The organism is Streptomyces sp. NPDC002790 (assembly GCF_040295505.1).
In the GTDB taxonomy this organism is placed as follows: Bacteria; Actinomycetota; Actinomycetes; order Streptomycetales; family Streptomycetaceae; genus Streptomyces.
This window is the reverse complement of sequence record NZ_JBEOVM010000134.1, coordinates 1-11,514: the sequence shown is the minus strand read 5'-3', so window position 1 is coordinate 11,514 and position 11,514 is coordinate 1. Positions and strand designations below refer to the sequence as shown.

Here is an 11,514-nt window from a genome sequence, read left to right as displayed (position 1 = left end):
GAACTCGCCGCGTCCATGCGGGCGTTGCTGACACAGGCGCCGACGCTGCGGCTCGCGTCGGAGCCGCGGCGCAGGCCGAACTTCGTGATCCGGGGGTTGGAGGGGCTCCCCGTGGAGCTGTGACGTCGCCGTCAGCCGGCCATGTCGCGCCGCCGCAGACCGACCAGGCCGACGCCCACGAACACCGCCGCGAGCAGCACCTCCACGATCACCGGACCCCACGTCATGTCCCCGCCCGGCAGCTTCGGCAGATGCCCGAACGGCGAGATGTCCACGACCGCCTGCGGCAGCTCGAGCGCCGGGCCGATCCAGCCGATGAGCAGTGCCGCTCCCGCCGCCGCCCACGCGGCGGCGGCCGCCCGTGGCCACACCCCGTACAGCAGCACGGCCACCCCGCCGAGCGTCCAGATCGCGGCGAGCTGGACCAGGCAGGCGCCGACGACCGCGCCGAACTCCTGCCCGTAGCCGACCGCGAGCCCGACCCCGCCGAGTAGCATGATCAACGCCGCGCCCGCGAAGGCGATCACCAGGTGGCCGCCGGCCCAGGCGATCCGGCCCACCGCGTTCGCGAGGACCGGTTCGGCCCGCTGCGAGGTCTCCTCGCCGCTCAGCCGGAGCACGGCCTGCACGATGTAGAGCGCGGCGACCATGCCGAGCATGCCGACCATCGTGGCGAGGAAGGCGTCGGTAATGCCGGACTGACCGCCCATCCGCTCGATGATCTCCTTGGTGTTCGCGCTGTCGCCGACCAGATCGGCCGCCCCCTCGGTCATCCCGCCGAAGACGACACCCGCCGCGAGGAACCCGATCGACCAGCCGGCCACACTGCCCCGCTGCAACCGCCAGGCCAGCGCACCCGCAGTGCCGAGGCGCCCGTCGGCGGGCCCCGGCCGGGTCGGCAGGAAGCTCATGCCGATGTCCCGCCGCCCGGCCAGCTCGTAACCCACCGCGCCCTGGACCAGGACGGCCGCGAGCAGCAGCCCGAGCACCCACCACCGCTCGTCGGCGAACGCGCGGACGTTCTCGACCCAGCCGATCGGCGAGATCCAGGTCAGCGGGGACGAACCGTCGCTCGTCCCGGAGTCGCCCGCCGCGCGCAGCACGAAGGCCACACCGAGCACCGCGGAGGTGGCGCCGCGCGCGAGCCGCGCGCTCTCGGTGAACTGGGCGACGATCGCCGCCATTGTCGCGAACACCATCCCGCAACCGCCGATCGCGAGCCCGAGGGCGAGGGCCCCCGAGCCACCCTGGGAGGCGAGTCCACCGGCGACGATCAGCGCGAGCACACCGTTGGCCACGAGGGCCGCGAGCAGCGCGGCGGTCAGCGGCGCGCGCCGCCCCACCATCGCCGAGGACACCAGCTCCTGCCGCCCGCTCTCCTCCTCGTCACGGGTGTGCCGTACGACGACGAGCAGGCTCATGATCGCGGCGAAGACCGCGGCGAACGTGCCCCCGCGCCAGGCCGTGAGCGCGCCGAGCGAGTCCCCGAAGACCGGCCCGTACATGGCGCGCATCGAGCTGTTGGTGTTCATGGACGCCGCGATGTCGGCCCGCTCGGCGACCGTCGGCCACACGCTCTTCAGCGTGTTCGGCATCGACACGACCATCATGGCGGTGACGGCGATCCATACGGGCATCATCACGCGGTCGCGCCGCAGCGCGAGCCTGAGCAGCGCCCCGGTACCCGCGAGGTGCCGCGCGCCGCCGGACCGCGACACGTAGCGCCCGTCGCCCACGAGGGTGGTCATCGCGCCACCGCCGCCTCGGGGGTACGTACGTCCTCCTGGTAGTGCCGCATGAACAGCTCTTCCAGGGTGGGCGGGGTGCTGGTCAGCGAGCGCACGCCGGACCCGGCGAGCGAGCGCAGGACGGCGTCGAGCTTGTCGGTGTCGACCTGCAACTTCACACGCGTGCCCTGAACGTCGAGGTCGTGCACGCCGGGAAGGACCCCCAACCCGTTGGGTGCGCCCGCGAGTTCGGCGGTCACGCTGGTACGGGTCAGATGCCGCAGCTCTGCCAGCGAACCGCTCTCCACGGTCACGCCCTTCCTGATGATGCTCACCCGGTCGCAGAGCTCCTCGACCTCGCTGAGGATGTGCGAGGACAGCAGCACCGTCCGCCCGTGCTCGCGCGCGGCCTCCTCGACGCAGGCCTGGAAGACGTCCTCCATCAACGGGTCGAGCCCGGAGGTCGGCTCGTCGAGAATCAGCACGTCGATGTCGGTGGCGGCGAAGGCGGCCACCAGCGCGACCTTCTGCCGGTTGCCCTTGGAGTACGTGCGGCCCTTTTTGGTCGGGTCGAGTTCGAAGCGCTCGATGAGCTCGGCCTTGCGCTTCCTGTCGAGCCCGCCGCGCAGCCGCCCGTAGAGGTCGATGACCTCGCCACCGCTGAGGTTGCGCCACAGCGTCACATCACCGGGTACGTACGCGACCTTGCGGTGCAGCTCCACGGCGTCGGCCCAGGGGTCGCGGCCGAGCAGCTGGACGGCGCCGGAGTCGGCGCGCAGCAGGCCGAGCAGGACGCGGATGGCGGTGGACTTCCCCGCTCCGTTCGGGCCGAGGAAGCCGTGCACTTCTCCGGCCTCGACATCCAGGTCGAGGCCGTCGAGCGCGTGGGTCCTGCCGAACGACTTGTGCAGTCCGGAGACCGTGATTGCCTTCGTCATGATTCTGAAGTTACGCGCACTTCACAAAGTTGTGAAGTTAAGGAAACGTATAAACTGGCGTCGCAGACCAGGCAAGCAGACCGGGCAAGGGGAGAGGATCGGGACATGAGCGCGCAGGGCATGGACGAGACGCAGGCACGGGCGGTCGAGGAGGCCCGCTCCAGGTTCGTCGAGCGCTTCGCCGCCCAGCTGCTCGACGCGGGCATGACGCGGATGCCCGCTCGCGTCTTCGCGGCCCTCCTCGCCTCCGACTCCGGCGCCCTCACCTCCGCGGAACTCGGCAAGCAGCTCCAGGTCAGCCCGGCCGCGGTGTCCGGGGCGGTGCGCTATCTGACCCAGCAGCACATGGTCACGCGTGAACGCGATCCCGGCACGCGACGCGATCTGTTCCGGGTGCACAGCAACCAGTGGTACGAGGCGCTGGGCAGCCGCGACAGCGTCATGAAGCGCTGGGAGGACGCCCTGCGCGAGGGCGTCGAGAGCCTGGGCGCGGACACCCCCGCGGGCCGCCGCATCGCCGAAACCCTCGCCTTCTTCGAATTCGTCCAGGCCGAACTGGCAGGCCTGATGGAACGCTGGCGCGCCCACCGCAAAACGCTGGGCCTTTCAAGCCCCGCCGGCGACTGAGCCATTTCAAGCCCCGCCGGCGATTGAGGCGCGGGGTCCGGGGCAGAGCCCCGCGACCTCAGCCCCGGTGCCGCTCTACGGAAGCGCCAACCGCCACGCCCCCACCCGCACGGACCACGTCCGCCTCCGCACCGGCCCCCCGATCGTCACCTGATCCGCCCGATACCGAAAGTCACTCCCGGTCACAGTGACCGTCCTGGCCCGCGCGGTCACCACCCCCTCCGCGGCAGCGCCCCGCACCTCCACCCGGGCAAGACCGGTACCGGTGGCGGGCCCCACCGAGACGCCCACCACCGGCTGATCCAGATCCACGAGCGTCACCCCGTCCGCCTCGACCCGCAGCCGCGCGGGCGGCCCGGCATCCGGATCGGCGGAACGGGCGGGCCGCACCGCGAGGCCGCGCACCAGCGACCGGCAGGTGCGCAGCCAGGGCGGCCCGGTACCTTCCGGTTCGTCCCCGGCGGAAACCGGCGGGATCCGCAGGTCCCCGAGCACCACCCCGTCACTGTCGTCCACGAGCAGGTCGAGCCGCCGCGGCGCCCCGTCGAGCGCGGCCCGCGCCGCCGCCACCGTCCCCGCGGGCACCCCGAGCGAGTGCGCGAGCGACACCGCCGCCCCCACCGGCACCATCGAGAACACCACCCCCGCCAGCTCCCGCTCCCGGTGCAGCAGCGACACCGCGCGCAGCAGCGCCCGGTCGTCGCCGACCACGACGGGCCGTCTCGCACCCCGCTTGGCCAGCGCTTTCGCGAATTCCGCGGGGCTTTGCGGCAGACACACCTTCGCCGTCGAACCCGCACACAACACGTCCCTGGCGATGCGCACGGACTCCCCGTCGGCACGCATCGCGAGCGGATCGACGATCACCAGAAGCTGCCGCGACAGCTTCCCGCGCGCGTCGTCCGCACGGTCAGATGGATGATCCAAAGCCGCCACCTCGGCCTTGCCTCGCTTCCTCGGGTAGCATCTTTGTGCAAGAGCCCCTTGCGCTATTGCGCCAGGGGCTTGGTCTATTCCGGGGCACCCCAAGGCTTACGAAGGCACGCCGCAAAGGAGCGGCCACGGCCCCTGACCTTGGACATGCCCCGCCCGGAAGGGGTGTACGCCTGTGCCCGCACTTGTGCTGCTCGGTGCTCAGTGGGGTGACGAAGGCAAGGGAAAGGCCACCGACCTGCTCGGTGGATCCGTGGACTATGTAGTGCGCTACCAGGGCGGCAACAACGCCGGCCACACGGTTGTCGTAGGCGACCAGAAGTACGCGCTGCATCTCCTCCCTTCCGGAATCCTCTCGCCGGAGTGCACGCCGGTCATTGGAAACGGTGTCGTCGTCGACCCGTCGGTCCTGCTCTCCGAGCTGAGCGGTCTGAACGAGCGCGGCGTCGACACGTCGAAGCTCCTGCTCAGCGGTAACGCGCACATCATCACGCCGTACAACGTCACGGTCGACAAGGTGACGGAACGCTTCCTCGGGAAGCGGAAGATCGGCACGACCGGCCGCGGTATCGGCCCGACCTACGCGGACAAGATCAACCGTGTCGGCATCCGCGTCCAGGACCTCTACGACGAGTCGATCCTGACCCAGAAGGTCGAGGCGGCTCTCGAGGTCAAGAACCAGCTCCTCACCAAGCTCTACAACCGCCGCGCCATCGAGGCGCAGCAGGTCGTCGAGGAGCTGCTCGGCTACGCCGACAAGATCAAGGGCTACGTCGCCGACACCACCCTGGTGATCAACGACGCCCTCGACGAGGAGAAGGTCGTCCTGTTCGAGGGCGGCCAGGGCACGCTCCTGGACATCGACCACGGCACGTACCCCTTCGTGACCTCGTCGAACCCGACCGCGGGCGGCGCCTGCACGGGTGCGGGCGTCGGCCCGACGAAGATCAGCCGCGTCATCGGCATCCTCAAGGCCTACACGACCCGGGTCGGCGCGGGCCCGTTCCCGACGGAGCTCTTCGACCAGGACGGCGAGGACCTGCGCCGCATCGGTGGCGAGCGCGGTGTCACCACCGGCCGTGACCGTCGCTGCGGCTGGTTCGACGCGGTGATCGCCCGCTACGCGACGCGCGTCAACGGCCTCACCGACTTCTTCCTGACGAAGCTCGACGTGCTCACCGGCTGGGAGCAGATCCCGGTCTGCGTCGCGTACGAGATCGACGGCAAGCGCGTCGAGGAACTCCCGTACTCCCAGACCGACTTCCACCACGCGAAGCCGGTCTACGAGTACCTGCCGGGCTGGTCGGAGGACATCACGAAGGCGAAGACCTTCGCGGACCTCCCCAAGAACGCGCAGGCGTACGTCAAGGCGTTGGAGGAGATGTCCGGCGCCCCGATCTCGGCGATCGGCGTCGGCCCCGGCCGCGACGAGACGATCCAGGTCAACTCGTTCCTGTAAGCGGCGGACTCGTCGCTCCACCGGTGCCCCGGTCCGCTTCGGCGGGCCGGGGCACCGGCGCGTCCGGGCGCCCGCAGCCGCACTCCGCGACACCGGTCAGGCAGAGGTGTGCGACGGTCCGAGCGCGTTCATCGATGCGGTCCTGAACACCGTCCCCCGGCGGAGCCTGCCCGAGGGCGAACGGCAGGGTGGCCGCGAGACGGCACACCGGATCAGGTGGGCCCTTGTACCCCATGCGGGCCCCCACGCCGTTCAGTACGTGTTCCAGCTCCACCTCTGCGGACAAGCGGCTCAGAGTGTCGGCATTGGGCCAGGTCCTGCGCAGGAACTGGCGGTCGGTGAGGGCGAGTTCCGCGACCCTCACGCGAGTCACATGGCGGGGGCCGGTGTCACCCATGACCTCGATGACGGCACGGTAGACAGCGGTGGCACTGGGCGGGCCCGCCCGGCGTCGATCCTGGTTCGGCAGCATGGCGAGCAGCCTCGCGCGCCAGGCGGCAGGCGCGGGCCGGATACCGATCGGGCCGCCCGAAGGTGTGAGGTCAGAAAAATGTCGCAGGGGCGCGTGTCAGTGCGACATTTTTCTGAGTGGGGGTGTGTCTGGGCGGGGCGAACCGCGTCACCGCGCCCACGCCACGAACCGCTCCCAGACCCCACCGGCCACGACCACGTGGGGCAGCCCGGAGTCCTTGGAATCACGAACGTGCACAGCGTGAGGGCATCCGGCGACCTCGACGCAGTTACCGCCGCCGCCGTCGCTGTACGTCGACTTGCGCCAGGCGTAGGCGACTTCGAGGCACTGCCCGCCGCCGTCGTCGCTGTAGCTGGACTTGAACCACCGCAGGGTCGCGGTGTCGGGGTGCGTCATCGGTCTTCTCCTGCCAGGCGCTCGATGAGGCCCAGGGAATCGTCGGGACTCAGGGCCTGCGAACGGATCTTCGCATAGCGGTGGGCGAGTTGAGCCACGTCTACCGGATCGCTGATCAGGAGCGACTGGTCCTCGATCTCCAGGTAGACGACGCGCTGGTGCTCCTTGGTCTCGACGAGCTTCATCGGGCCGCGCTCGCCTGCGTACGAGCCGCGCAGCCCGCGCTCCATGGGCAGCACCTGCACGGTCACATTCTCCCTCCGCGCGTCCTCGGCGAGGGAGAGCAATTGCCCCCGAAGTACCTCCCAGCTTCCGAACGGCCGCCGCAGCACGGACTCTTCGAGAATCAGCTCGATCATCGCGGCGGGGTCACGGTCGAACAGCTGGCGACGGGCGAGCCGCGCCTCCACGAGTTCCCGCTGCTTCTGCTCGCTCGGCGCCGGAAAGCTACCGCCGATCAGCGCATCCGCATACTCCTCCGTCTGGAACAGCCCGTCGACCACGAGCGTCTCGTACGAGGAGATGGTCACCGCCGCCGCCTCCATCAGCGAGAACTTCTTGAACCGGCGCGGGTACTTCTCCATCAGCACGTACTTGCGCGCGTCCTCGAAAACCCCGAGCCCCGCCCCGATCACCGGCTCCAGCGCCACGAGCATCGCGTCGCTCGCGGGTTGCGCACAGGTCTCGACTCCGCTGATGGCCGACGCCGTGAAGCCGATGGCGTCAGCCAGCTGCACCTGGGTCAGCCCCTGTTGCTTGCGCAACGCCTTCGTCAGCGAGGCGACGAGATGCGCCACGCCCCCCGCCTCGTCCTTGTTCTCGGCCCGCGCCATTGCGGTCACCCCCGGAGCAGATGTGAACTCAACCGAACCCAACCGGACTCAACCGGCCGGTGTCCCTACGCGACCATTCCCAATGGTCGACGCAGAGTCATGGTGAACGGTAGCCACCAGCGGATTTACTCAAACCGTGAACACGCAAAGTGAGCAGAATTGTGGGGCCGCACCACATGTGTGGATCCCACATACCGGATTTCAACTCCGGATGGCCGGCGTCCAATTCGACGCCGTGCGCGTGGACGGCGACCAGGGGCGGCGCGTCGCCGACCGGCTGGCCGGGATGACCGGGGGCGACCCTGGGCCGGTCGTCGAGCAGGCGAACGGGGCCCGGCCCGTGTACTTCCTGGTGTCGGTCGGCAGCACGGCGTACAAGGCGTGGCCCGCGGGTGTCACGACGCTCGCGGCGGGGCCGGGACGCATCGCGTACGTGCCGATTCCGGCGATCAACGGGGCGACGTGGCCGCTGAGTTGGCGTCACGAGCCATCCGGCTGTGGCGATCGTTTTGTGCACGCCCGGCTGCTCTGTGCCGCCCTTCACTCCCAGGGGTGAACACCGGCAAATCCACCCCCGCCCCTGCTCTCAGCCCGACCTGTCGTACGTGACCGGCGCCTCGCCCCCCGACATGGCGCGCTTCAGTCCGCCGCTCGCCGTGAGGGTGATCGTGCTCGGTTCGCCCGGCGCGCAGGCGCCGCTCGGCTGGGCGGTCGTCGGGTCGGTGGGGCCGATCCGGATCGTGGAGGACGTCGCGGACTCCAAGTGGCCCTGGAACACGCAGTGGTAGGGGGAGCCGTCCTTCTGGTAGCCGTCCGCCGTCAGGGAGAAGACCGTGTCGCCGGGTGCGCCCTGCTGGAGCGTGATGCTGCGCGGGTGGTGGCCGTTGGCGTTGTCGATCGCGCCCTCCCACGTGCCGAGGAAAGTGGTCGGTATGTCACCCGCGGCGGACTGCGAGGACGACTCCGGGCTCGGGGAACTCGGGGAACTCGGGGCGGACGCGACGGGGGAGGCCGGGGCGGAGGTCGTGGACGAGGCGGCAACCTTGTCGTCCGACCGACCGGACGGCTTGTCCTTGCCGTTCATCAAGGCGTACACCGAACCGCCCGCGCCGAGCGCCACGATCAGCGCGACCACGATGAGGACCGGGGTGGAACGGTCGCGGCGCGGAGGGCCGGGAGGCGGCGGGCCGTAGGGCGGGGTCTGGCCCCAACCGCCGGGCGGTTGAGGCTGCGAAGGGTGCGGATAGCCGTACTGCGGTGCGGGTGCGGGTGCGGGTGGCGGGGGTGCCGGGGCTTCGTGTGAGATCACGGTCGGCAGGTGGTTCAGCGAGGCGGCGTCGGGTGTGCCGGGCGGTGGTGGCGCCGGGGTCCGGGCCGTGTGCTCCGGGTTCTCCGTGTCGAGCAACTGCACGGCGTGCCGCCCGAGTTGGGCGACCAGGGCGCCCGGCAGCCATGGGTCGCGGGTGCGGCCGCCGTCCTCCAATGTGTCGTCGACGCCGGTGAGTTCCAGGATCTCGTCGAGCGTGGGACGGTCGCCGGGCTGCTTGTGCAGACAGTCGCGGACGAGGTCCTGGAGGCCCTCGGGCAGCTCCGCCAGCTCGGGCGGCTCCTCCGCGATGCGGTACATCAGGGCGTGCGCTCCGCTGTTGCCCGTCCGGAACGGCAGCTGTCCCGACGCCGCGTACGCGAGTACAGACCCCAGGCAGAACACGTCGCACGCCGGGGTGATCCGGTCGCCGCGCACCTGCTCGGGTGCCATGAAACCGGGGGATCCGACGAGGGCCCCGGTGCGGGTGAGCCCGCCGTCGGTCACGGTCTCCAGTGCGCGCGCTATGCCGAAGTCGATGACGCGCGGGCCGTCGATGGTGATCAGCACGTTCGAGGGCTTGAGGTCGCGGTGGACGATGCCCGCCGCGTGGATGTCCTTGAGCGCGTGCGCGAGGCCACCGGCGAGGATGCGCACCGAACGCTCGGGCAGCGCGCCGTAGTCGTGCGAGACGACCTGCTGGAGGCTGGGGCCCGCCACGTACCCGGTCGCCACCCAGGGGATGTCCGCGTCCGTGTCCGCGTCGAGCACCGGAGCCGTCCACGCGCCGCCGACCCGCCGGGCGGCCGCCACTTCCTGCCGGAACCGGTTCCTGAACTCCTCCTGCTCGGCGAGCTCTTCGCGTACGACCTTCACGGCGACCGTGCGACCCCGCTCCGAGCGGGCCAGATACACCTCGCCCATACCGCCCGCGCCGAGCCGGCCGAGCAGCCGGTACGGGCCGATGTTCCGCATCCCCTTGTCGTGCATACCCTCCATGTCGCCCACCCTCCCCCGGTATGTGTGCAACGAAATGAGACTAGTCCGGACATACGACAGAGAGGGGCCCCGCGGGCCCAACGGTTCCGCCCGTCCACGTACGTTGACGCGGATCGTTAACTGTCACCAAGCGCGGCGTTAACCCGGCCGTTCGTAGCGTCGGGGCCATGGACAACCTCCCACCTGTGGCGGAGCTCGGCGCCCATCTCGGCCTCGATCTGCTCGCCGTGACCCTGTTGACCTTCGGCATCTTCTATCCGCGGCATCGCAGGCGCGAGCTCGTGCCCGCGTATCTCGCGCTGAACGTCGCCCTGTTCGCGGTCGTCGCCGCGCTCGGCGAGGTCGGTAAGGGCGGCGGGCTCGCCCTGGGATTCGGCCTGTTCGGGGTGTTGTCGATCGTGCGGCTGCGCTCCGACGCGCTGCGGCACCAGGAAGTGGCGTACTACTTCGTGACGCTGGTCCTCGGGCTGCTGTGCGGGCTGCGCGCACTCGGCCTCGGAGTGACCGCCGCGCTCGCCGCGCTGCTGCTCATGGTCGTCTACGTGGCCGACCATCCGCGCCTGTACGCCCGTGATCGCCGGGCCGTCGTCACCCTCGACGCCGTGTACGTCGACGAGGACGCGCTGCGGGCCGAACTGGCGAGGCGAGTGGGGCGGCCCCATGGTTGGACGGTGCAGGAGATCGACTACGTACGCGACCTGATGGTGGTGGAAGTCCGATTCCGGCAGCCGGAGGCAAGGGAACGAACGGAGGAGCCCATACGTACCTCTCGTACCCACAGCGGCGTTCATGACCGTCATGAGCCGCATGGGCCTCGTAGTACGACGAAGACCGCAGCCGCCTATCACCAGGAGACCGTGTGATCCCCGCCGTACGCGCCATCGGGCGCGCCGCACTCGCCGCCAAGCCGCTGTCGCTCGATGAACTGAACAACAGGGCAGAGCTGTTGGCCCGCTACGACAACAGCTACCTGGTGCCGGTGGAGGTCTTCGAGGACTTCGCGGCGCTGCTGACCGACCCGCGGCGCCCGGAGGGCCCCTTCCGCTCGCTCTCGGTGAACGGCCGGCGCTGGTTCTCGTACAGATCGACCTACTACGACACGGCCGACCTGCGCACGTACCACGACCACCGGCAGGGTCGCCGGCTCCGCTACAAGATCCGGGAGCGGCTCTACCAGGACACGGGGGAGCGGCAGTTCGAGGTCAAGCTCAAGAACGGGCGGGGCGAGACGGTCAAGCACCGCCGCAGGCTCGAGGGCGAGGAGCGGCCGCTCGACGAGGCGCAGCAGGGCTTTCTCGCGGGTGTGCTCGGTGGGGCGTACGGGATCGAGGCGCCGGGGGGCCTGGCCCCCTCGCTGGTCACGGACTACCAGCGCGCCACGTTCGTCGCCGACGGGCAGCGGATCACGTGTGACGCGGGGCTCGTGGTACGGGATCCCGCCGATGGGCGGACGGTGCGGGCGGACGGTGGGCTCGTCCTCGTGGAGACGAAGACGAGGGGGTCTCTGACGGAGGCGGACCGGGTGCTGCACCGGTTCGGGGTGCGGGCGGCGGAGTTCACGAAGTACTGCGGAGGCTTCGCGGCGCTGCGACCCGAGCTGGGCAACAACCGCTGGTCTCGGGCGGTCCGGGAGGCGTTCCCCCGGGTCAGCGCCACTTCAAGCCCCTGCGGCGATTGAGGCGCGGGCAAATCAAGCCCCTGCGGCGATTGAGCAGCGGGGTCTGGGGCGGCGCCCCAGGGCGGGAGCCGGTTGCCGGTGGTTGCGGCCGCCGGGGGGGGGGGCGCGCCACCCCCCCCCAACACCCAAACAAGGAGATGAACGGG

General features: G+C 70.4%; 12 protein-coding genes. 5 read left to right on the top strand and 7 right to left on the bottom strand.

The window, feature by feature from the left end; all coding sequences use genetic code 11:
- Positions 1-131: 131 nt before the first annotated feature.
- Positions 132-1,748 carry an ABC transporter permease gene (locus tag ABT004_RS32560; protein WP_351344033.1) on the bottom strand — a complete coding sequence of 539 codons (1,617 nt, stop codon included), beginning with the start codon at positions 1,746-1,748 and terminating at the stop codon, positions 132-134.
- Positions 1,745-2,665, bottom strand: a complete 921-nt coding sequence (locus tag ABT004_RS32555; protein WP_351344030.1) for an ABC transporter ATP-binding protein — start codon at positions 2,663-2,665, stop codon at positions 1,745-1,747. Before ABT004_RS32555 ends, ABT004_RS32560 begins: the two co-directional genes overlap by 4 nt.
- A 105-nt stretch (positions 2,666-2,770) precedes the next feature.
- Here ABT004_RS32555 and ABT004_RS32550 point away from each other — a divergent pair, with 105 nt between their 5' ends.
- The gene (locus tag ABT004_RS32550; RefSeq protein ID WP_351344027.1) at positions 2,771-3,292 is read left to right on the top strand and encodes a GbsR/MarR family transcriptional regulator; all 522 of its coding nucleotides are present in this window, start codon (positions 2,771-2,773) and stop codon (positions 3,290-3,292) included.
- 75 nt (positions 3,293-3,367) lie between these two features.
- Here ABT004_RS32550 and ABT004_RS32545 read toward each other — a convergent pair whose 3' ends face one another.
- Positions 3,368-4,138 (bottom strand): serine/threonine-protein kinase, encoded by a 771-nt coding sequence (locus ABT004_RS32545; protein ID WP_351344050.1) that lies wholly within the window; start codon positions 4,136-4,138, stop codon positions 3,368-3,370.
- Between the two features lie 262 nt (positions 4,139-4,400).
- On the opposite strand from ABT004_RS32545, the gene ABT004_RS32540 reads away from it, so the two are divergent.
- Positions 4,401-5,684: an adenylosuccinate synthase gene (locus tag ABT004_RS32540; RefSeq protein ID WP_351344024.1), complete on the top strand. Its 1,284-nt coding sequence runs from the start codon at positions 4,401-4,403 to the stop codon at positions 5,682-5,684.
- On the opposite strand, the gene ABT004_RS32535 is transcribed toward ABT004_RS32540, so the two are convergent.
- The 3 genes from ABT004_RS32535 to ABT004_RS32525 form a co-directional block, all read right to left on the bottom strand.
- Positions 5,668-6,156, bottom strand: a complete 489-nt coding sequence (locus ABT004_RS32535; protein WP_351344021.1) for a hypothetical protein — start codon at positions 6,154-6,156, stop codon at positions 5,668-5,670. The two genes, ABT004_RS32540 and ABT004_RS32535, sit on opposite strands and share 17 nt — an antisense overlap.
- 147 nt (positions 6,157-6,303) lie before the next feature.
- Positions 6,304-6,552, bottom strand: a complete 249-nt coding sequence (locus tag ABT004_RS32530; protein WP_351344018.1) for a DUF397 domain-containing protein — start codon at positions 6,550-6,552, stop codon at positions 6,304-6,306.
- Positions 6,549-7,385, bottom strand: a complete 837-nt coding sequence (locus ABT004_RS32525) for a helix-turn-helix domain-containing protein (RefSeq protein ID WP_351344048.1) — start codon at positions 7,383-7,385, stop codon at positions 6,549-6,551. The genes ABT004_RS32530 and ABT004_RS32525 overlap by 4 nt, the downstream gene beginning before the upstream one ends.
- Before the next feature lie 211 nt (positions 7,386-7,596).
- Here ABT004_RS32525 and ABT004_RS32520 point away from each other — a divergent pair, with 211 nt between their 5' ends.
- Entirely contained in the window at positions 7,597-7,941 is a 345-nt protein-coding gene (locus ABT004_RS32520; RefSeq protein WP_351344015.1) for a hypothetical protein, read from the top strand.
- A 30-nt stretch (positions 7,942-7,971) separates the two neighbouring features.
- On the opposite strand, the gene ABT004_RS32515 is transcribed toward ABT004_RS32520, so the two are convergent.
- A complete protein-coding gene (locus tag ABT004_RS32515) occupies positions 7,972-9,690 on the bottom strand; it encodes a serine/threonine-protein kinase (protein WP_351344012.1) in 1,719 nt (572 codons plus the stop codon).
- A 167-nt stretch (positions 9,691-9,857) separates the two neighbouring features.
- On the opposite strand from ABT004_RS32515, the gene ABT004_RS32510 reads away from it, so the two are divergent.
- Complete coding sequence (locus tag ABT004_RS32510) at positions 9,858-10,553, top strand: DUF4956 domain-containing protein (protein WP_351344009.1); 696 nt, start codon at positions 9,858-9,860, stop codon at positions 10,551-10,553.
- Positions 10,550-11,368 (top strand): polyphosphate polymerase domain-containing protein, encoded by an 819-nt coding sequence (locus ABT004_RS32505; RefSeq protein ID WP_351344006.1) that lies wholly within the window; start codon positions 10,550-10,552, stop codon positions 11,366-11,368. The genes ABT004_RS32510 and ABT004_RS32505 overlap by 4 nt, the downstream gene beginning before the upstream one ends.
- Positions 11,369-11,514: the final 146 nt, after the last annotated feature.